Genomic DNA, 21,107 nt, shown 5'->3' on the forward strand with positions numbered 1-21,107 from the left:
AATAAAAGTTTTGTTTAAATAAGGTCGGTTTTTCCTTTGAACACCTGTTTTGCAGGCCCCTCAAGCCAGATATTCTGAAATGCGCTGCCCTTTTTTTCCGCATATACCTTCAGATTTCCGCCCAAAGTCTTAACTTTTACAGAAATTAGATCATGATTTTGGAGAAAAGTTAAAGCCGAAGCCGTTACTCCGGTGCCGCAGCTGTAAGTTTCATCCTCAACGCCTCGTTCATAGGTTCTTACAAAGATCTCATCATCGGTAATTTTTTCCACAAAATTCACATTGATACCTTTTTCCTTATAATTTTCAGAGTTTCGGATGCTGTTTCCTTCTGCAAAAACATTGTAGTTTACCAGATCTTCTACATATTTTACATAATGAGGCGAGCCGGTATCTGCTACTTTGTCGTCTCCGTCAAGGGAAATGTTTTCTACATCACCCATTTTTAGTTTAACAATACCATTATGGATTTCGGCTTCATGTTCACCATCAATGGCAATGAACCTGCATTTGCCTTGAAAGACATCAAGGAAAAAAGCAAAAGCCACTGAACATCGGGCTCCGTTTCCGCAGAAACTTTTCGATCCGTCAGAATTGTAATAATCCACTTCAAAATCATAACCTTCGGCGGTGTTGATTTTAATAAGGCCGTCGGCACCGATCCCGAAACGGCGGTTGCAGAGCTGCTGAATATGTTCTATAGAAAGACCGTCCCATTCCCCGGAACGGTTGTCGATCATCACGAAGTCATTTCCCGTACCCTGATATTTATAAAATTCCATAAGTTCTTTAACGTAATATTGTATTTGAGGTTTATATCTAAAAGATGATAAATCAGGTCTCCGGCATGCAATCCGTTAAGCCCTGATGAGTTCTGCTCTTTTATGTGGTTTAAAAATTAAACAGACAAAATTACTATAATAAAAGCAAAAACGAACAGCGTTAACTGTCCGTTTCTTTATTTATCGCTGTTTTTATCTGAATCCGCCGCTGTTGCTGTTTCTTTGCGGCTGCGGGGAAGCAGGCTGTGTTTGCTGAGGCTGTTGAGGCGAATTGTTTCTGAAGCCTCCGCTGTTCGAGTTGTTGTTATAACTGTTATTCGAATTATTCCTGAACCCTCCATTGTTGCTCTGAGGTCGCGGTGCATTATTCTGCTGGGTCTGCTGGTTTCTGAAACCATTGCTCTGTCTTTGGTTATATTGTCTCTGAGCGTTGTTCTGTCGGAAGCTTCCGTTGCTGCTTCCATCGTTTACATTACCTCTGAAGCCGTTGTTTGGTCTTGCAGAAGTAGTCCCATTCGCTCCGGATCTTCTTTCCACATATACCTTTCTTCTCGAATTATTGTAATTCTGGTAATAATAAGGCATGCCGTTATCATAGTAATAATTGTAATTATTTCGGTAATAATATCCGTCGTTTCCGTAATATCCGCCGTTTCCATAATATCCCTGCGGCGCATAGTAAGCGCCGTTATCATAATAAGGATCTCCGTACGCACTGGTGTAAGGATCCGAATAGATCGAGCATGATGCTAAACTTGAAAGTGTGATGACACTGAATGCTATTTTTAATAAATTTTTCATGACTTTTAAAAACTTTTTTTCTTATAACTTTTTTTCCAAACGGCGTATCCCTGGACCGCCATTATCGTAAATACCAAATATTGAACCGAAGTGATTCCTAGCTCCTTATAAATCATCATCGGGATACAGATCATATCTCCGACGATCCAGAAAATCCAGTTTTCGATGCGTCTTTTTGCCATAAACCACATCCCGACCAGAAAGAGAGAAGTGGTGAAAACATCCAGCCAGTTGCCCCAATCCAGATGATAAAGCCCCAGGCTCGTGCCTTCCATCGAGAACCGGTTGTCGATATAAGGTTTGTAGTAATACACTCCTGTTACTAAGATTAAACTTAAGGCAAAAAGTAAAATCCCATAGAGCCATTCTTTTTTTGAAGCCCAGCTTACTTCAACATGAATGTTGTCCTTAGCGCTCTTTCCCCAGAGGATCCAGCCGTAAACGCTCATCACCGTGTAATATACATTGATCAGGCAGTCGCCCAGCAATCCGAAGTTGAAAAGAATATAAACGTAAATTAAAGTGGAAACAATTCCGGTAGGGTATACCCAGATGTTTTTTTTAATGGAAAAATAGACACTCAGAATACCGAAGACAGTGGCGGAAGATTCCAAGGCAATCTGTGCGGCACTGTAGGTTTCGTAAGGTTTTACGAAGAGATCGTATAAATTCATGCATTCAAAAATAGGCAAAATATCGGATAATCGGAAATGGTTCAAACAAGATGAAAATCAGAATTTTAAATTATGAATATTTAAAATTAACGTCGAAAGTTTATTAATAAACGTTAATGTTTATAAATTTTTTATATTTTCGTAAATCTTTAATAAATAATAAAATATGTCTAAAATTTGGACCAAGAAACCGATGAGTGCTTTCGAGAATGATATGAAAAGCAGTCAGCTCAAAAGAGTACTCGGTAAATGGAGTCTTACAGCTATCGGAATCGGGGCTATTATCGGAGGAGGAATTTTCGTGCTTACAGGTACCGGAGCGTATTACCATGCAGGACCTGCATTGGCCCTTTCCTTTGTTATTGCCGGAATCGCCTGTGTATTTGCAGCATTATGTTACTCGGAATTTGCATCCATCCTTCCCGTAGAAGGTTCGGCGTATGCGTATGCTTACGGAACCGTAGGGGAGATCTTTGCCTGGATCATCGGCTGGGGGCTTATCCTCGAATATGCGATGGGTTCTATGACGGTGGCCGTTTCCTGGTCGGGATATTTTAATAAATTATTGAAAATGTTTGGCCTTCATCTTCCCGAATACCTGACTTCGGATCCGGCAAGTTATACGGGAGAAGGATTTTCCATGAACTTACCGGCTTTCCTTATCGTCCTTTTTGTAATTTCTATTCTTATTAAAGGAACCAAAGAAGCAGCAAAAGCTAACAACCTGATTGTCATCATGAAGGTTTCGGCTGTTCTTTTTGTGATTATTGCAGGGGTATTCTTCATCAATACAGACAATTGGAATCCTTTTATTCCGGCAGCCAAACTGGTTCAGGAAGGAGAGAATATGAAGGAAGCTTACGGTGTTCAGGGAATTATTTCCGGAGCGGCGGCCATTTTCTTCGCGTATGTAGGTTTCGATGCCGTTTCTACCCAGGCGGGTGAAGCCATTAATCCTAAAAAAGACGTTCCGTTTGCCATTATCGTTTCACTTTTGGTATGTACCGGTTTATATATTCTGGTTTCTCTTGTGCTTACAGGGATGATGCATTATTCGGATTTCGATCCTCAGGGGAAATACCCGGATGCCATTAAAGCGCCTGTAGCGTATGCTTTTGAAATCGCAGGACAGGGCTGGGCAGGATATATTATTACGATTGCTGCAACCGTAGGTCTGGTATCCGTACTCATGGTAATGATCATGGGACAGTCCAGGATTTTCCTGGGAATGTCCAAAGACGGATTGATCCCTAAAATGTTCAGCGATGTGCATCCTGTAAGAAAAACACCGGCGAAGAGCTTAATGCTTTTAGGAATTGTTATTGCGACAGTGGCAGCCTTTACGCCGATTAGCAAACTGGCGGATATGACGAGTTTCGGTACTCTATTCGCTTTCACCATGGTATGTGTAGCGGTTTGGATCTTAAGAAAGAAAGAGCCCGATATGATCAGGACATTTAAAGTTCCTGCTTTACCGGTAATCGCAACATTGGGAATCTGCATCAACCTGTATCTGATCTGGAACCTGAGCCACGAAGCAAAATACCTTTCCATGGGCTGGTTGGTTTTAGGGGTGGTGATTTACTTCACCTACAGTCTCAGAAACAGTAAACTTCATAAGGTTGGCTACGGCGAAACCTTCAAAGCAGAGCAGGAGCCTTTGGAAAAGCATGATTTAGATTAAAAAAAATAAATTACCATAAATAAAATCCACAGAATTCTGTGGATTTTTTATTTTTGTGAATATGAATAAAATCTTTCCCCTGATGCTGGCCTTTTTTGGAATGGCAGCATCTGCTCAGCAGATTCAGAGTATGGAAACGCTGCTTAACGATAAGATCAGCATCCGGGCCATCGAACTGTATGATCATAAAGTTTGGTACAGCGGAACAGATTCCAAATTCGGCTTTGTGGATGTAGAAAAGCCCGGGAAGCAAAAACAGATGATCTTATCTGAAAAGAAACTGCAGTTCCGGACTTTAGGGCAGGATAAAAATTTTTTTTACACCATCAATATTGAAAGCCCTGCTGAATTTTTTAAGATTGATAAAAAAAGTCTGAAACACGAAGTGGTATTCCGTGATACGGCCAAAACGGCTTTTTATGATGCTCTTCATTTTGTAAACGATAAACTCGCTTATACTTTCAGTGACCCGGATCAGAGCCATTTGCTGAAATTAATGGTTTTTAAAAAAAACGGAAACTGGACACAAGTAACAAATAAGGTAGCCCTTGAGGAAGGCGAAGCTGCTTTTGCGGCCAGTAACACCAACATCGCATCTACAGCCAAGACGGTCTGGATCGCAACCGGAGGCAAAGCTTCAAGGATTTTAAAAATGGATCTGAAGAACAATACTTTTGAGATTTTTAACACACCGGTTATCCAGGGAGAGTCTTCTCAAGGAATTTATTCCATCGATTTCTTAAACGATACCTTCGGAATTGCTGCCGGCGGGGATTATACCAAACCGGAAGCCAATATCAATAACATTGCTACCACCAACGACGGCGGGAAAATCTGGCAGGTTCAGGCTTCAGGAAAAAATGCTGGCTATACGACCTGCGTTAAAATAAAACCGGGTTCCAAAGGAAAAGAGATGATTTCCGTCGGGGACAGGCACATCAGCTATTCGTCGGATTTCGGAAAAACCTGGACGAAAATTTCCGATGAAAAGAACTTGTATGTCTGCGAATGGGTCGATCAACAGACCGTTGTTTTTGCCGGCAAAGACCGGATTGTTAAAATGAAAATTAAATAACCATTATAAACAGATAAATCTGGCAAAAGATTATGCTGAACATCATCAACCAACTTTTTGAAATAGAGAAAAAATCGGCCGACCAGAACCTTTCCCTCTTTGAGAGGAATTTTGAAAGGATCCGTTACGAACTGGACGAAATGGGCTATGTCATCAATAACCCGGTCGGAAAACCGTACGATTCCAGAGACACCTCGCTGGAAGCGAATATCGTAGGAAATTCTTCAAAACTTTTTATTACCAAAGTACTGAAACCGGTGATCTTCCAGAAGGACGGAAATGAACTGGTACTGCTCCAGAAAGGAATTGTAATCGCAGAATAAGCTATGAAAAATATAAATTTTGGGATCGATCTCGGGACAACCAATTCGGGGATCTGTAAATTTACCGACGGGAGGGTAACCGTTTATAAAAATCCCGTCGGGTTCAGCGATACGCTGCCTTCCATGGTAGCTTACCGGAAAGGCAGGATCTTCATCGGAGAAAAAGCCAGGGAACTGATGAAATCCGGCAATCCCGATGTCTTCGCTTCCTTTAAGCGGAAAATGGGAACGGAGCACCGCTACCGGGTGGCAGAAAACAACGAAGAGAAAACGCCGGTCGATTTTTCCTCCATGATTTTGAAGGGACTTGTCAGCTTTATCCCCGACGAAAAACCGCAGTCGGTGGTCATTACCATTCCCGCTTCTTTCGATACCGTACAATCGAACGCTACCAAGAAGGCCGGCCTTGCTGCAGGATTTGAACAGGTAGTCCTGCTTCAGGAACCCATTGCCGCCTGCCTCGCCTATGCCAACTTTATGAAGATCGAACATACGGAAGAAAAAAACTGGCTGGTGTATGATTTTGGAGGCGGGACCTTCGATGTGGCGCTGGTGAAAATCAATGAAAGGGATCTGAAGATCATCGATCACGAAGGCAACAATTTTCTGGGCGGAGTAGATCTTGACCACTTAATGATCGAAAAATTATTTGTTCCTAAAATTGAAGAGGTATTGAATGAAAATTTCCTGTTTAAAAAGCTGATGTCTAAACAGGATCATGCTTATACGAAATTGTATTACGAACTTTTGTATAAGGCCGAGGAGATCAAAAAGGAACTTTCTGTGAAAGAAACCGTCATTGCAGAACTTGAACTGAATGACGGCGATGATTATATTGAATTTGAAATTTCAAGGAACGATTTTAATGAAGCCATTGCTGAAAAAGTAGAAGAAACCGGAACGCTGATCAAAAAACTGCTGGAAGAAAATCAAAAGTCGGCAGAAGCTATCGAACGGATCATCCTGGTCGGCGGAACCACATACATTCCTTACATCAGGGAATACCTGAGGGAAACTTTCGGGATTTCGGTAGATCACTCCATCGATCCTACAACAGCCGTGATGTCAGGAGCTGCGTATTTTGCCGGAACCAAAGAAGAAACTGTCAAAAAAGACCAAGAGCAGGAAGAAGTTTCGCAGCAAAATCCTGATCAGGTTGAAGTAAAGCTAATCTACGAAGTCAATACCCAGGATGAGGAAGAGCTTTTGGTCGGAATGATGGAAGATTTTGAAGGCTATTTCAGGATTATCCGCAAAGACGGCGGTTTCGATACGGGCCTGATGGCTTTCAGAAATAAATTCTCCGAGTTCATCAAAGTATTGCCGAAGCAGGCGAATACTTTTACCCTGACGGTTTTCGACCATCAGCAAAACCCGGTTTTTGAGAAGAACAATATTTCCATCAATCACGGGATTTACAATATTTCGGGACAGCCGCTACCAAACGATATCTGCCTGGAAGTGGATGATGCCTTCGGAGGAACTTTCCTGGAAAAGATTTTTAAGAAAAATGATATTCTGCCTTTAAGCAAAACGATCTATAAAACGACTTCCAAAAACTTTAACCGGGAAGCGGATGATAAACTGATCATCAATATCCTGGAAGGAAAAGCCGGGACCCTGCCGGCAAGCAATATGAATATCGGATATATCGGGATCAGCAGCAGGGATATGCCGGTCAACCTTTTAAAGGGCATGGACATCGAACTGAAATTCAGCATGAGCGAATCCCGGGATCTGTCGGTTTCGGTTTATATCAGCTCGATTGATTATGAAAAGAAAGAAGTATTCAATCCTCATACGAAACATATCGACAAAGAAAAATTTGAGGAAGATATCGATAAGGTAATCGACGAAATCGAAACGGAGCTGAGCTTTATAGAACACATCGACGATGCCAGCGAGGAAGACCTCGGAATCCTGATAAAGTTCAAAACCATTAAAGACCAACTCTTCAGGATCAAATTCGATCTGATTGAAGTGGAAGAAGACGAATCCACCGAAAGGATTTTCCAGCTGGATGAAAGAAAAAGAAGAACGCTTCAGGAATACGACAGGCTGGTCCGTTTCCGGGATGTCATCTATGAAGCGGATGAGTACAAAGAAAATAAGAAAAACCTTGAAGATATACTGGAAGAAGGGACCCAGAGACAGAAAGACCAGTTCCATAAAATCATAAAAGACGAAAAAATCTTTCTGGAATCCAATGAGAAAGCCATCATCCGGAGAAAATCACGGGAACTGCAAAGGCTGTATACCGAAATTTATTATAAACGCGACGAATCATATGTGAATCTGTATTATCATTATAAATTCCGCGACGCAGATGAATACAGTGATCCGAAAAAACTTCAGAAGCTTATTGAAACCGGAGATAAAGCGGTAGAAAACAGCAATTACAAAGAAGTGAAATTTGTGGTCTCCGGCCTTTATGATCTTCTAAAAGTAAAACCTAAAAGTTTATTTGATGATGAGGACGGAAACCTGGGACTTAAGTAAAGTAAAGTAAAGTAAAGTAAAGTAAAGTCGAAAAAGAAATCGGTTGACAGGCTGGAAGAGGGAAGCTGGAAGTTCCTTTTCAACATTAAGATTAAAGGTATTGAATGTCAAATGAAATTTAATGCTGCCTCACGTCGAATTCAGATTAAAATAAAAGAATAAATAGTTTTAATTCATTGATGTATAATTAAGTGTTTATCAATAACATATGACTTAAGTCCGATGTTGTTGTTTTGAGCGTTTTTTCTTTATTTTATCCATTTCCTTTAAGATACAGTAAGGTAAAAGGATTGTCAGCATAATGGCCAGGACAGGATATTCGTACCATGAACGAAGATAGCCGACAAATATCATGATAAAAAATGCAATGGTAATGGTGTAGAGCTGAAGCTGCATCAGCTTGTAGCCTGATTTCTTGTTTTTCCCTAACCAGGAATGGTCTTTTGCTTCGGGTCTTTTTCCGTATTCTTTATTCATGCGTTTGTTGGCAAACAAAAAAATGATAAGTTCAGAGGCGAGAATACCTGCAAACACTTTTTCGCTGATATGGTATAATGAAGCAAAAATGCTTAAAATAATGAGGTAATATATTGCGGCTATGATCCATTCCGATACCATGCTTCTGGGTTTCCTGTTCTTGTAAGGCCGGTTGTAATTCCCGGCCTGCTGCATTTCCTGACGCCTTTGCCTGAAGCTTTCCTCCGTAAGTTCCTGGTGGAAAACCATTTCTTTACCGGCCCACTCGGCACCGATTTTCGAATTGTTTTTCAGCAAACCTCTCAACTCTTCCGTGTAGGCATCAAAATGTCCGAGTGCCATTAAAACCCTTCCCAAAAATACTTTTAAATACGTCTCCGTGTTCTGATGATCGGAAATTGCATTGTTGATGGCCATGATTTCCTCGTTGAAATAAGCCGCATCAATGTCCGACTGTAAAACGTAGAAGTAAGGATTGATGCCGTGCCGGTACTGATCCGTCAGGTAATAATAGCAATCGCGCTGCGGAATAAGGGATCTTACGAGATTGTTTTTCTGTGTCAGCTGATCCATCAGGAAGTCTTTCGCCGCAGGACTGATAACCGGAAAGTAATTTTTATAAAAAATTCTCAGGTTTTCCCAGTCGTGATGCCTGATGTTTGTCTGAATAAAATGTTTTACCGGCTCTTCGGAAAATGTTCTGAAGGCGGGCGTGATGTCCATGATATTCGGAAATATCCTGTTGTGGTCCGCATCGATCTTAAAATATTCATCATTCAGTATTTTCAAAAGATTTTCATCTTCAGAAAGAACATTGAATTTGTTGCCGTTTTCTTTGAAAAAAATAAGAAAGCTGTCAATATCATTTAGTGAAAATTCTGAATGAATTTTTTGATTGGCTTTTAAGATTTTTTCGGCTTTGAAAAGATCCGAAGGATTTTCCCCGTTAAAATCAGGCAGGACTTCTTTTACGATATCCAATAACTTAAGAGGTTTCATTTATCTTTGTTTTTAAAAAGCCTGATTCCTAAAAAAATAAGCGGCAGCAAGGCCCCTGCAGGAAATTTTGCACCGGAAACCGAGATAATGGCATACATAATCCCAAATCCTATCATTAACAGCAAAGGAAAACCTGTCGTGAGGGTAATCAGTAAAGTCCCCGCCAATTTCGCCAGCGTTTCTGTCAGGTCTTTAGGATTGAAAAAGTTGAAATAATATTTGAAATTCCGGTACGCCAGATATAGAATAATAGCATTGGCAATGCCGTAAAATAAAATCGCATTACTGCCTGATGTGATTACAAAAAAATAACTTAATAGATATAGTCCTAGAATAACGATGGACAGAAACAGCACGAAAACCGAATTCTGACTGTCCGCAAAATAATTGGCAATCCTATACGCCAGATTATTGAAAAATCCGCTTTTCTGATTCTTCCAGTCCTCGGCCACCGTCTGGTTCTGCCGGATAATGTTTCGGGTAATCTCGCTGGCTGCCGTGAAATGAAAAATGGCCGTAAGGATTTCGCCCAGCACGACTTTATTGTCAACCGAGGTTTTCTGGTTTTCGGCAACGGCATTGTTGATGGTCAGGATATCCTGGTCAAATTCAAAATTATCCACCAGCGACTGCAGATAATAGAATTTTTTATCGACGGCAAATGGGTAATTTTTACGGAAGATTACCATGTCATCATTTCTGATGATACCGCTGATGATAAGATCATTCTTGTCATGAAGCAGCTCTTTATAAAAATCAAGGCTTTCCGGACTGAAAAACTGCGAATAAAACTGCTGAAAAAAGATCAGGTTCTGCCATTGGTTGTTTCGGATACTTACCGAAATAAATTCCTCAAGATAAGACGAAAAAATCTCCCTGAATTCTTCAATTTCATGTTCCGGGATTTCTCTGAGGTCCGGTTTTTTGCTCAAGTTTTCAGGATACACATCATGGTAGATGCTTTTGATGACAGGAAGACTCAGAACATGCTCGAACTGCGGTTTCTGATTTTTCAGGTAGTCTAAAAATTCTTCAATCTCATTAATGCTGAAAGTCTGGTTCATTTTGCTTTCTGCTTTCAGCAGTTTTTCGGCCCGGATCAGATCCTGGGGATTTCCGGGATCGAAATGGCTGATGTTTTCGTCTACAAATTTTCTGAGACTGAAATTGATCATGATTTTAATGTTTTTGCAAAATAAAGAAAACCTGCCTGAATTCTTCCTTTAAATCATAAAACTTCATCTAAAATGTATCAGGTGACCTGTTCCGGTGATCACAGGCCACCTGAATTTTTTCTTTGCCAAATGTTTTTATTGTCATCCTGAGCCGGTCGAAGGGAAGCCTATTTGCTTTATGGTATAAAATCAGCTTTAGCCCAAATTATTATATGCTTTGGCTGAAGCCTGACGCTATGGATAGGGTGTTTAATAATTAAAATTATAGTGAGTTATTGGATTTATTGTATAAAAATCAAGTTAATTTAGTCTTAGATATAATCGTCACAAATATAAATGCAGATAAAAATCTGCTGAACCTGCGGACTTTTAAAATAAGACTCTGGTTGGCTAGACAATTTAAATTATAAATTTTCAAACAGTTGATAAATGGCTAAAAATTAGGTTGATTCAAGATTAAATTTTTAAATAAGATCTATAGAAGATATCGTTGCTGAAATCGGTATTTTCACTTTATCTTTGCATATAGGATTTTTGAGACCGGAGCGTATTTAGACTCATTATAAATTCCGGAAAGACACCCTAATATATTTCATGATTCAAAATCCATAAGATATATTTAATTTTGCATTGTCAGCTTTAATAAAAGTTGATGCTAACATTTTAAAATAAGAAATGAATTCTTTAATCGATAAATATAATATTCCCGGCCCGCGTTACACCTCTTATCCTACCGTTCCTTACTGGGATGAAAATTCTTTTTCCCCGGAACTGTGGAAGCAGAGTGTGATCAGGACTTTTAAGGAGTCGAATGCAGACGAAGGGATCTCTATTTATATTCACCTGCCTTTCTGTGAGGCTTTGTGTACGTTCTGTGCCTGCCATAAGCGGATTACCAAGCAGCACAGTGTGGAAATTCCATACCTGGAAAGCGTACTGAAAGAGTGGCAGCTGTATCTTCGGATGTTCGGCGAGAAACCGAAACTGAAAGAACTGCATCTCGGCGGCGGGACACCGACATTCTTTTCACCACAGAATCTGAAAGCCCTTCTGGAAGGAATTTTTGAAACCGTAGATATTGCGGAAGATCAGGAGTTTTCTTTTGAGGGGCATCCGAACAATACCACCCGCGAACATCTTGAGACTTTATATAACTTAGGATTCAGAAGGGTAAGCTTCGGGGTTCAGGATTATGATCCGAAAGTGCAGAAAGCCATCAACCGGATACAGACTTTTGAAAAAGTAAAGGAAGTAACGGAATGGGCAAAAGAAATCGGGTACCGGGGCATCAGCCATGACCTGGTGTTCGGATTGCCGCATCAGACCTGGGAGGCAATGGAAAATACCATTCGCAAAACGATGGAATTAAAACCCGACCGTCTGGCTTTTTACTCTTACGCACACGTTCCTTGGGTAAAAGGTGTGGGGCAGAGGGGATTTGATGAAAATGACCTGCCGAGTGGTGAAGAAAAGCGGCGCCTGTACGAAGACGGCAAAAAGTTACTGGAAGAGTTGGGCTATATCGAAGTCGGCATGGACCATTTCTCCCTGGAACATGATGATTTGTACCAGTCTCTGATCCAAAAAAAGCTGCATAGGAATTTCATGGGTTACACCTCAAGCAAGACCCAGCTGATGGTTGGCTTGGGAATGTCTGCCATTTCGGATTCCTGGTATGCTTTTGCACAGAATGTAAAAACAGTGGAAGAATACCAGAAAATGGTGGAAGAAGGGGAGATCCCGGTAGTGAAAGGCCATATTCTGAGTGATGAGGATCTTACCGTAAGAAGGCATATCCTGAACCTGATGTGCCAGCTGGAAACCACTTTTGATGCCCATAATTCTTTCCCCGAACTGCAGCATGCTTTTGAAATGCTCGGAGAAATGGAAAAGGACGAACTGGTGGAAATCAACGGCCATCATATCCAGATTACTGAAAAAGGAAGAGCTTTTACGAGAAATGTAGCCATGGTTTTCGACCTCAGGATGATGAGGAACAGGCCGGAAACAAGAATTTTCTCGATGACGATCTAAATTTTATGAACAATAAAATTCTTACCGGCCTATTGTATTTATATGCAATTGTTTTTAGCATTTTAAAGACCATCAGGCTACCGAATCAATGGTCTCAGGCACATTGGCTGCTGGATTATAGGTTCGGATTTATTAAAAGGGGGCTTGGAGGAGAAATTTTTGGATTGTTTCTTGATAAAACCCAGAACAATATATATATACTGTCGGAAATTATATCATTTCTGTTATATGCCTTATTATTAACAATTGCCATAAGGCAGATTGCTAAAAGTCCTATTAGCATTTACCGGATTTTTTTCTTTCTGATTTTTTTCTTATCCCAATATCTTGTTTATTCCGTGCATCTGGTGGGATACATGGATAATCTTATATTTTTAATGACTATTATTGCAGTTCAGCTTATTAAAAGCAATAAAGTAATGCTTGCATCACTTTTAGCTGCATCTTGTATATTCATTCATGAGCTGTCATTTATTCTGATGGTCCCTATATGCCTTTTCTCCTTAATTGTAAATAATGTTCAAAAGGATTTCTTACCTAAAGATATATTTTTCGCCGGCTTTCTGAAAAGAATATTTTTATTTCTGATTCTTCCTGTGATTGCAATGATTACTCTGTCTGTTCATCAGGAATTTTATGGTGTTGGCAATGTAATTTCAATGGTTGATTATCTATGCAGTTCAGGTTTTATACAAAAAAATGTTGCTTATTCGGTCTCGGAAGCTTATATACAATCATTTAAATCTTATTTTATAGCTGAAAGTCCTCATTTCATCCAACGGGTATTCATATCAAAAGCAAGTATAATATACGGGATCCCAATACTTTTTTTAATGTTTTTAATTTATAAAGAATTCCAAAAAGTAAATTTTAAAATATTGCTGCTTTTAGCAATTATCTCATTAATTCCATTATTAATTCATGCCATTGCATGGGATACTTACAGGATCTGGACTTTTCCATTTGTTATTTTATTTTTAGGATTCTGGATTTTAAGTTCTAAGTTTAATGTTTTAGCGGTTGTACAAGGAAAACTTTCAGTATTTGAAAGCATTATTTTGGTTATTTCCGTTTTATTGACTGCTTTAATAAAAAGTCCTCTGATGGATAGTTGTATTGAGCGTTTCGGAATATTGGAAAGAATATTGATTTCTGTCCCTGTTTTCTTATTTATTTTTGTTGTTCTGAAAAAGAGCCCCACTCAGCATAAGTCTGAATGAGGCCCTGAAAACTATCTGCGAAAACAAATTATTTAATAATTAATTTTTTGCTGTAAGATTTATGATTTCCTGAATTGATATTGATAAAGTAAGCACCGGCCGGAATTCCTGAAATGTTGATGCTGTTGTCTTTTTCAATTTTTCCCTGCTCCAATACTTTTCGTCCTTCGAAACTGATGATTTCAATGGTTGCATTCTTATCTTTTATCCCTTCCACAAAAACAGTTTTTGAAGCTGGATTAGGATATACTTTTATTGAAGTTGAAAGGTCGTTTTCCTGAGTACTCAGTACTGCTGAAGTGGTCAGCCTGAAAATTTTTCCGTTCAGAGCCGCTGCAAAAAGCTCATTCTGATTATTTACCCCGAAAGTCGAAAAATTATTGCCGGAAGAAGGCGCCGTCCAGGTGATGGAATCATCCGCATTCAGGCTTCCGATCTGTGTGGAACAGTAATCGGCGAAAAAATACCTTCCCTGTAAAGCCGGATACTGGGTGCCGCGGTAAACATATCCGCCGGTAATGGAACATTTTCCTCCCGAATGATCATAAGCAGCCACCGGAAAGGTCATGGTCGACTGCGCTGCACAGCCTGTTGTGTTGTAGGCATTGTTCCCTTCATAGCATCGCCATCCGTAGTTGATTCCTGCCTGCGTCAAAGGCATACGGTTGATTTCTTCAATCTGTCCCTGGCCGACATCTGCGATCATCACATTGCCCGAAGCGGTATCGAAATTAAACTTCCAGGCATTCCTCAGCCCGTAAGCCCATACTTCATCGGCTCCGTCGACTCCCACGAAAGGATTTCCCGGCGGAATATTGTAAGCGCCGGTAGAATTGATGTCCAGCCTCAGCAGTTTCCCCAAGAGGGAGTTTTTGTTCTGGGCATTGTTGTTCGGGTCTCCGCCGCTTCCGCCGTCTCCGGTTACCACCCACAGATAGCCGTCGGGAGCAAAGTGGATACTTCCTCCGTTGTGGTTGTCAAAAGGTTTCGGCACGTTCAGGATGATCTTTTCCGTTGAAGGATCGGCCACATCCGGATTCGTGGTGCTTTTGGTGTACCGTGCTACCGTAATATTCCCGTTGGTGTCGTTATAATAAACAAAAAAATACCCGTTCGTCGGGTATTGCGGGTGAAAAGCTAATCCAAGAAGGCCTCTTTCTCCTCCATACGTGATTTTTGAGCTGATGTTTAAAAAGTTAGTAGAGTTTGCTGTTCCATTGGCCTGTAAAATTTTAATGATTCCGTTTTGCTGAACGACGAACATCCTGCTGTCGTTCGCATGAGTGATTTCTACGGGTGCGGTGAGCCCGGTGGCAAATTCTTCCAGCGTAATGCTTTGGGCATTAAACATAAAGGAAGAAAAAATACCTGCGCAAAAGAGTAGTTTTTTCATAATATTTTGATATTTAGTGCATTAAACATGAATGAAAATTCCGTACCAATGAAGTATTGAAAATTTCATTAAAATACCACAAAAACATTATTGAATCTTAAATAAAAATAAGACTGCCGATATGTCTGAATATAAACGATTTCTGTACTTAAAATTCATAAAATTCAAGAAAATGATTATATTTGCCGACTTAATTTAACGTAGTTATAACAAAATGCAAGGAAAAGGACTTATTACAATTGTTGCTATTGTACTAGGGTTAATTTGCTTAAACGAGCTATTACCAACATGGTACGCCGGCAAAATTGAAAGGCAGGCAACTGCTGTTGCAGGAGACAATCCGGAAAAGTATAAGAAAGAAATTGCAAAACTTTCTAAGGATACGCTGAATCTGGGATTCACTAAACTTTATTACACCAAAGCCCAAGAAAAGGAAATGAAGCTTGGTCTTGACCTTAAAGGCGGGATCAACGTTCTTTTGGAGATCAACCAGAGGGATCTTGTGAACGACCTGACCGGTTATTCCACCAACCCGATCCTGATCGAGGCTTTAAACAAGACGGATGAAGTTCAGAAGAATTCCACCAAATCTTACATCGACAATTTCTTTGAGCAGTTCGATGCAATCAACAGGGCTAAAGGGACTAACCTGAAGCTGGCAGATCCGGAACTTTTCGGAAATACCACGCTTACGGAAGTAAAGTATAACACGCCCGATGAGCAGGTAAAAAACATTGTAAAAAGAAAGATCGATGCTTCCGTAGGAACGGCTTATGAAGTAATCCGGACAAGAATCGATAAGATGGGAGCTGTACAGCCGAACGTTCAGAGGGTGCCGGGTACCGCAAGGATTTCTGTGGAAATGCCGGGGATGAAAGACATCGATAAAGTGAAAAAAATGCTTCAGACGTCTGCAAAACTGCAGTTCTGGGAAGTACAGCAGGTTCCTGAAGTCGCACCTTATTTCCAGTCCTTAACATCGGTTATCGCTGCAAAAGGAGATTCTATGGGGGTGGCTAAGAACACGAACTTTACGAATCTTCTGCACATCGACAAATTAAGAACAAACGGCGTAGCCAACGTAAAATTATCTGATACCGCAGCTGTAAACAAAATACTCAACAGCAAAGTGGCTCAGTCTTTACGTCCTGCCAACATTAAATATACCCAGTTTATGTGGGGGTACAAGCCTGAAGCCAATGATGCTGAGAGCCTTGTATTATATGCTATCAGAGGAAACATCAACCAAAAAGCTCCGGTAGACGGTGCCGTGGAAAGTGCCAACATCGGCTATGATGAATTAAGCAGAGTCGTGGTAGACATGCAGATGGATTCCAAAGGAGCCAAAGAATGGAAAACATTAACTGAGAAAAACGTTGGAAAGCCGGTAGCCGTTACCCTGGACAACAGAGTATATACAGCACCGAACGTGGTAAATGCCATTCCGAACGGTAGAACACAGATCTCCGGAAACTTCTCTCAGGAAGAAGCAAAAGAATTGGTGGACGTTTTAGGAGCAGGTAAACTGCCTGCCGGTGCAAAAGTCGTTCAGGCTACGGTAGTAGGTCCGTCTTTAGGACAGGAGTCGATCAACGCCGGAATGATCTCTTTCGGGATTGCCTTCTTACTGATCATCGTATACATCATTTTCTACTACGGTGGTGCAGGTGTTTATGCGGTAATCGCCATGATCATCAACTTATTCTATATTTTCGGAATTATGGATTCCGTAGATGCTACGCTAACGCTTCCTGGTATTGCAGGTATCGTACTTACCATGGCCATGGCGGTGGATACGAACGTAATTATCTATGAAAGAACAAAAGAAGAACTCTTTGCAGGAAAGAGTATTCTGGAAGCCTATAAAGACGGTTTCAAGCACGCATTAAATGCGATTGTGGATGGTCACTTAACCACATTACTGACAGCGGGTGTACTTTTCCTTTTTGGAACTGGTCCGATCAAAGGTTTTGCATTAACCCTGGGAATTGGTATCTTAATGACTTTCTTTACTTCGGTATTGATTTCAAGAGCCATGATCTTCTCAAGATTAAATAAAGGAAAGCACCTTTCGGTATGGACTCCGCCAACGAAAAATCTTTTCAGAAATACCTGGATTGATTTTATCGGAAAAAGAAAATATGCTTATATCGTTTCCGGTGTTTTAACAATTATTTGTATCGCATCGATTGCGATCCACGGATTCAAATACGGGATCGACTTTACCGGAGGTAGAAACTATGTCGTACGATTCGACAAATCGGTAAATGCTGAAGATGTAGAAGCTAATTTGATTAAAATGTTCCAGACGGAAGACGGTAAAAACTCTTCGGTAGAAGCCAAAACTTTCGGAAATGACAAACAGCTGAAAATTTCAACGGACTACCTTATCGAAGACGAATCGCTGAAAGCAGACCAGACGGTAGAGCAGAAGTTATTTGAGGGATTGAAATCAAGCCTTCCTGCCAATACCACGATGAAGGATTTCAAAGCGCCGGAAAAAGCGCACGCCGGAATCATTTCTTCGGAAAAAGTAGGTCCTACCGTTGCGGATGACATTAAGACCCACGGTATTCTTGCTGTGATCGCAGCATTGGCAGGGATCTTCATTTATATCCTTGTACGATTCAGAAAATGGCAGTTCTCTTTAGGTGCGGTAGCCGCGTTATTCCACGATGCGGTAATTATCCTTGGAGCCTATTCTTTGCTTCATAAGTATATGCCTTTCAATATGGAAATTAACCAGGATTTCGTTGCGGCCATCCTTACGGTATTGGGATACTCCATTAACGATACGGTAATTATCTTCGACAGAATCCGGGAATACCTGAGAGAGAAGAAATCTTTAACCCTGGCAGGATTGTTCGACGATTCGATCTCCAGCACACTGGGTAGAACGTTCAATACCTCATTCACAACGATTTTGGTGATCCTGGCGATCTTTATCTTCGGTGGAGACAACCTGAGAGGATTTATGTTTGCGATGTTAATCGGTATCGGATTCGGTACATACTCGTCGATCTTCATAGCATCTGCGATTGCTTACGATTTCCTCAAATCAGGGAAAGAAGACGAAGTGCATGGTAAAACAACGTCCGACAAAGAATTACTTGCTTCAAAATAAAGTATACTACAATAAATAAGAAAAAGCCTTTCAGCAATGAAAGGCTTTTTTTTGTTTAAAGTTTCGGTTTTAGATCGGTTTTCAGCAGTTTGCCTGCGGTTGTAAACCTGGGCGTGATCTTTGTCAATGGGGGAATTTCTTTGGGTCAATAATAATTTATTAATTAACTTTAAAAGATTGACTGCTCTGGAAAGCAATATCTGTGTAGCTAAAAAGAAGCAATATGATCCCGAACTCCGGAGAAATTCTATCTTTATAAACGCTCCTTTAGATGGTATACGTACGGCGTGCCGATCACTTTAAAGCTCTTTTCCATGCAAATACTATTCGGGGGGGGATATTGTTTTTCTGAAAATTTACTTGCCCATCAAAGTTGGCCATTGATGATCCACCATTTACTGATGATGAATTATTTAGCCTATTATGAATATGCGCTTACGCTGCAAAATTGCCAATTGATAATTCACCGTATCTACGATTTCACTATTTTTGCAGCATGATGGATAATTCGAAAAAAAAGGCAGCCATTGGCTTTATATTTATTACCCTGTTGATTGATGTAATCGGACTAGGAATCATTATCCCGGTTATCCCGAAGCTGATCGAAGAGCTCATCCACGGAAGTGTAAGGGAAGCCGCTAAATACGGCGGCTGGCTGAGTTTTGCTTATGCCTTTACCCAGTTTGTTTTCTCTCCGGTGGTGGGTAATCTAAGCGATAAGTATGGGAGAAGGCCTATTATCCTGATTTCGCTTTTCGGATTTACCGTCGATTATATTTTTCTGGCGTTGGCTCCTACAATCTGGCTGTTATTTGTAGGACGGGTGATTGCCGGGATTACGGGTGCCAGCTTTACTACGGCGAGTGCTTACATTGCGGATATTTCTACCGATGAAGACCGGGCTAAAAATTTCGGATTGATCGGGGCAGCCTTCGGCCTGGGTTTTATCATCGGTCCGCTGATCGGTGGGGCTTTGGGGCATTTCGGAGCAAGAATGCCTTTTTATGCGGCTGCTGTGTTGTGCCTGCTGAATTTTTTATATGGCTATTTTATCCTTCCTGAAAGCCTAGATAAGAATAAAAGGAGGGAGTTCGACTGGAAACGGGCCAACCCGATCGGTTCCCTTAAATTTTTATTTAAGCATCCTGAACTTTCCGGATTAGTAGCTACCCTTTTCCTTGTCTATGTGGCCGGCCATGCCGTGCAGAGCAACTGGAGCTTCTTTACAATGGGACAGTTTAAATGGACAGAATTTACCGTAGGTGTTTCTTTAGGTGTGGTTGGATTATTGGTCGCTCTGGTACAGGGCGTTCTGATCAGATGGACGGCACCAAAGCTGGGGGAGTATAAAAGCATTTACATCGGGCTTGGAATGTATGCCATCGGAATGCTACTTTTTGCTTTTGCCACAGAAGGCTGGATGATGTTTGCCATCCTTATTCCCTATTGCCTGGGAGGAATCTGCGGACCGTCCCTGCAGTCGGTGATTACAAAAAATGTAGCAGCCAATGAGCAGGGAGAACTTCAGGGAGCCTTAACCAGCCTGATGAGCATTACCTCAACGATAGGCCCGCCGCTGATGGCCAGCCTGTATTACCAGTTTAGTAAAGAAGATTCGTCACTGAAATTTCCGGGAGCTCCTTTTTTCCTGGCTTTTATTTTAATGTCGGTGAGCGTGGTAATGACCTATTTTAATTTCAAAAGAAAAAATATTAAAAAAGAAGAAATTGTTTAAAACAAAGAATAAGCAGATTCAATATAGGGTATGTCTTTTTATTAATTAGACTTATCTTTTAAGGCCCGTCCTGCTTCATCAGATCATCGGGCTAAAACTTAATATTTCATTAAAACTTAATATTTAACATCCAGTTTCATATATCTTTCGTAATTTTACCATATGGAATTAAGCATTGGAGAAATGGCACTGATTGCTATTGCAATCGTTGTCTTATTCGGACCGGATAAGCTTCCTCAGATTGCACGCGACCTGGGTTCAGGGGTGCGTAAAATGCGTGGTGCTGTCGAGGATATCAAAACCGAGATTATGAAGGAAACGGATAACCCGGTTTCTGAGATTAAGCGTGAAATCGAGAAAGTAAAAGATGCGGCAAAAGATTACAACCCGATGAATGATATTCAGAAGGATGTTATTGCTGATCCTTTGGCATCCAATGAACCTCCGAAACCAAAACCTTCTGATGACGAAACATATGAAGGGCCTGTAAGCAGATAGGATGGAGGAGATTATTCAGGAGGACCAGAAAGTCTTTTTATTTCTCAATAATTTGGGAGACTCCCGTTTCGACCAGTTCTGGATGCTGATTTCCAGCACATGGATCTGGGTTCCGCTTTATATTATTTTCTTTTATTTTTTGTTCAAAAACTACAAACTGCGGTCTTTGGTTTTTATCCTTGTTTTCGTGGCCATCGGTGTTACGGTTTCCGACCAGCTGGCCGGCGTTTTTAAGCATGGTGTTGAAAGGCTGAGACCTTGCCATGATCCGGCCTTAGAGCATATGATGAGAATCGTAAAATGCGGCGGGCAGTTCGGGTTTTATTCTTCCCATTCTTCCAATACTTTTTTCCTGGCCACTTACCTGACCATTCTATTGGGACGTAAGCTCCGTTGGTTTCCGTATATACTGTTTATATGGGCTGTAGTGGTTTCGTACAGCAGGATTTACCTGGGTGTGCATTTTCCCGGGGATATTCTGGTTGGTGCATTTGCGGGGTCTGTTTTGGGAATCATTTTCGGTACGCTTGCGAAAAAAGTTATCCTCAAACAGTCAGTGGCAACAGCTTTTTCCTTACGTTCCACCGCCCAGCTTGGAGTAGCCAAAAATACGT

The 21,107-nt window shown here is 40.8% G+C and carries 16 protein-coding genes; 10 read left to right on the forward strand and 6 right to left on the reverse strand.

Going from position 1 to position 21,107, the window contains the following annotated elements:
* Positions 1 to 14 precede the first annotated feature (14 nt).
* The 3 genes from dapF to pnuC form a co-directional block, all read right to left on the reverse strand.
* Entirely contained in the window at positions 15 to 782 is a 768-nt protein-coding gene (gene dapF / locus FY557_RS18330) for a diaminopimelate epimerase (RefSeq protein ID WP_149248688.1), read from the reverse strand.
* Positions 783 to 974: 192 nt separating this feature from the next.
* Positions 975 to 1,583 carry a hypothetical protein gene (locus FY557_RS18335; RefSeq protein WP_185151767.1) on the reverse strand — a complete coding sequence of 203 codons (609 nt, stop codon included), beginning with the start codon at positions 1,581 to 1,583 and terminating at the stop codon, positions 975 to 977.
* A gap of 5 nt (positions 1,584 to 1,588) precedes the next feature.
* Positions 1,589 to 2,257, reverse strand: coding sequence for a nicotinamide riboside transporter PnuC (gene pnuC, locus FY557_RS18340; RefSeq protein WP_149248689.1), 669 nt, complete (start codon positions 2,255 to 2,257; stop codon positions 1,589 to 1,591).
* A gap of 166 nt (positions 2,258 to 2,423) precedes the next feature.
* Here pnuC and FY557_RS18345 point away from each other — a divergent pair, with 166 nt between their 5' ends.
* The 4 genes from FY557_RS18345 (at position 2,424) to FY557_RS18360 (ending at position 7,838) form a co-directional block, all read left to right on the forward strand.
* Positions 2,424 to 3,941 carry an APC family permease gene (locus FY557_RS18345; RefSeq protein WP_149248690.1) on the forward strand — a complete coding sequence of 506 codons (1,518 nt, stop codon included), beginning with the start codon at positions 2,424 to 2,426 and terminating at the stop codon, positions 3,939 to 3,941.
* 61 nt (positions 3,942 to 4,002) lie between these two features.
* Complete coding sequence (locus tag FY557_RS18350) at positions 4,003 to 5,016, forward strand: WD40/YVTN/BNR-like repeat-containing protein (RefSeq protein ID WP_149248691.1); 1,014 nt, start codon at positions 4,003 to 4,005, stop codon at positions 5,014 to 5,016.
* Between the two features lie 32 nt (positions 5,017 to 5,048).
* A complete protein-coding gene (locus tag FY557_RS18355; protein ID WP_149248692.1) occupies positions 5,049 to 5,339 on the forward strand; it encodes a hypothetical protein in 291 nt (96 codons plus the stop codon).
* A 3-nt stretch (positions 5,340 to 5,342) separates the two neighbouring features.
* Positions 5,343 to 7,838 (forward strand): Hsp70 family protein, encoded by a 2,496-nt coding sequence (locus FY557_RS18360; RefSeq protein WP_149248693.1) that lies wholly within the window; start codon positions 5,343 to 5,345, stop codon positions 7,836 to 7,838.
* Between the two features lie 213 nt (positions 7,839 to 8,051).
* On the opposite strand, the gene FY557_RS18365 is transcribed toward FY557_RS18360, so the two are convergent.
* A complete protein-coding gene (locus FY557_RS18365; protein WP_149248694.1) occupies positions 8,052 to 9,314 on the reverse strand; it encodes a hypothetical protein in 1,263 nt (420 codons plus the stop codon).
* Positions 9,311 to 10,489 (reverse strand): hypothetical protein, encoded by a 1,179-nt coding sequence (locus FY557_RS18370; RefSeq protein ID WP_149248695.1) that lies wholly within the window; start codon positions 10,487 to 10,489, stop codon positions 9,311 to 9,313. The genes FY557_RS18365 and FY557_RS18370 overlap by 4 nt, the downstream gene beginning before the upstream one ends.
* Before the next feature lie 675 nt (positions 10,490 to 11,164).
* Between FY557_RS18370 and hemN the strand changes: the two genes are divergently transcribed.
* Complete coding sequence (hemN, locus tag FY557_RS18375; protein WP_149248696.1) at positions 11,165 to 12,523, forward strand: oxygen-independent coproporphyrinogen III oxidase; 1,359 nt, start codon at positions 11,165 to 11,167, stop codon at positions 12,521 to 12,523.
* A 5-nt stretch (positions 12,524 to 12,528) separates the two neighbouring features.
* Complete coding sequence (locus tag FY557_RS18380) at positions 12,529 to 13,743, forward strand: hypothetical protein (RefSeq protein WP_149248697.1); 1,215 nt, start codon at positions 12,529 to 12,531, stop codon at positions 13,741 to 13,743.
* 28 nt (positions 13,744 to 13,771) lie between these two features.
* Here FY557_RS18380 and FY557_RS18385 read toward each other — a convergent pair whose 3' ends face one another.
* On the reverse strand, positions 13,772 to 15,136 hold the full coding sequence (locus FY557_RS18385; protein ID WP_149248698.1) for a PQQ-dependent sugar dehydrogenase: 1,365 nt from the start codon (positions 15,134 to 15,136) through the stop codon (positions 13,772 to 13,774).
* Positions 15,137 to 15,350: 214 nt separating this feature from the next.
* Here FY557_RS18385 and secD point away from each other — a divergent pair, with 214 nt between their 5' ends.
* The 4 genes from secD to FY557_RS18405 all read left to right on the forward strand — a co-directional run.
* Entirely contained in the window at positions 15,351 to 18,260 is a 2,910-nt protein-coding gene (gene secD / locus FY557_RS18390; protein ID WP_149248699.1) for a protein translocase subunit SecD, read from the forward strand.
* Positions 18,261 to 18,759: 499 nt separating this feature from the next.
* Positions 18,760 to 19,995: a TCR/Tet family MFS transporter gene (locus tag FY557_RS18395; protein WP_410496128.1), complete on the forward strand. Its 1,236-nt coding sequence runs from the start codon at positions 18,760 to 18,762 to the stop codon at positions 19,993 to 19,995.
* A gap of 162 nt (positions 19,996 to 20,157) precedes the next feature.
* A complete protein-coding gene (locus FY557_RS18400; RefSeq protein WP_149248701.1) occupies positions 20,158 to 20,493 on the forward strand; it encodes a twin-arginine translocase TatA/TatE family subunit in 336 nt (111 codons plus the stop codon).
* Position 20,494: 1 nt separating this feature from the next.
* Positions 20,495 to 21,107, forward strand: a 613-nt coding sequence (locus FY557_RS18405; protein WP_149248702.1) for a phosphatase PAP2 family protein, incomplete at its 3' end; no start/stop codon positions are given.

Source organism: Chryseobacterium sp. SN22 (assembly GCF_008329705.1).
Taxonomy (GTDB): domain Bacteria; phylum Bacteroidota; class Bacteroidia; order Flavobacteriales; family Weeksellaceae; genus Chryseobacterium.

Excerpts from the sequence above, each read along its gene's own strand:
- FY557_RS18400 (WP_149248701.1), top strand. The coding sequence starts at position 20,158 with ATGGAATTAAGCATTGGAGAAATGGCACTGATTGCTATTGCAATCGTT.
- FY557_RS18365 (WP_149248694.1), bottom strand. The coding sequence starts at position 9,314 with ATGAAACCTCTTAAGTTATTGGATATCGTAAAAGAAGTCCTGCCTGAT.
- dapF (WP_149248688.1), bottom strand. The coding sequence starts at position 782 with ATGGAATTTTATAAATATCAGGGTACGGGAAATGACTTCGTGATGATC.
- hemN (WP_149248696.1), top strand. The coding sequence starts at position 11,165 with ATGAATTCTTTAATCGATAAATATAATATTCCCGGCCCGCGTTACACC.
- FY557_RS18355 (WP_149248692.1), top strand. The coding sequence starts at position 5,049 with ATGCTGAACATCATCAACCAACTTTTTGAAATAGAGAAAAAATCGGCC.
- FY557_RS18370 (WP_149248695.1), bottom strand. The coding sequence starts at position 10,489 with ATGATCAATTTCAGTCTCAGAAAATTTGTAGACGAAAACATCAGCCAT.
- FY557_RS18345 (WP_149248690.1), top strand. The coding sequence starts at position 2,424 with ATGTCTAAAATTTGGACCAAGAAACCGATGAGTGCTTTCGAGAATGAT.
- FY557_RS18395 (WP_410496128.1), top strand. The coding sequence starts at position 18,760 with ATGGATAATTCGAAAAAAAAGGCAGCCATTGGCTTTATATTTATTACC.
- FY557_RS18360 (WP_149248693.1), top strand. The coding sequence starts at position 5,343 with ATGAAAAATATAAATTTTGGGATCGATCTCGGGACAACCAATTCGGGG.
- FY557_RS18385 (WP_149248698.1), bottom strand. The coding sequence starts at position 15,136 with ATGAAAAAACTACTCTTTTGCGCAGGTATTTTTTCTTCCTTTATGTTT.
- FY557_RS18335 (WP_185151767.1), bottom strand. The coding sequence starts at position 1,583 with ATGAAAAATTTATTAAAAATAGCATTCAGTGTCATCACACTTTCAAGT.
- pnuC (WP_149248689.1), bottom strand. The coding sequence starts at position 2,257 with ATGAATTTATACGATCTCTTCGTAAAACCTTACGAAACCTACAGTGCC.
- secD (WP_149248699.1), top strand. The coding sequence starts at position 15,351 with ATGCAAGGAAAAGGACTTATTACAATTGTTGCTATTGTACTAGGGTTA.
- FY557_RS18380 (WP_149248697.1), top strand. The coding sequence starts at position 12,529 with ATGAACAATAAAATTCTTACCGGCCTATTGTATTTATATGCAATTGTT.
- FY557_RS18350 (WP_149248691.1), top strand. The coding sequence starts at position 4,003 with ATGAATAAAATCTTTCCCCTGATGCTGGCCTTTTTTGGAATGGCAGCA.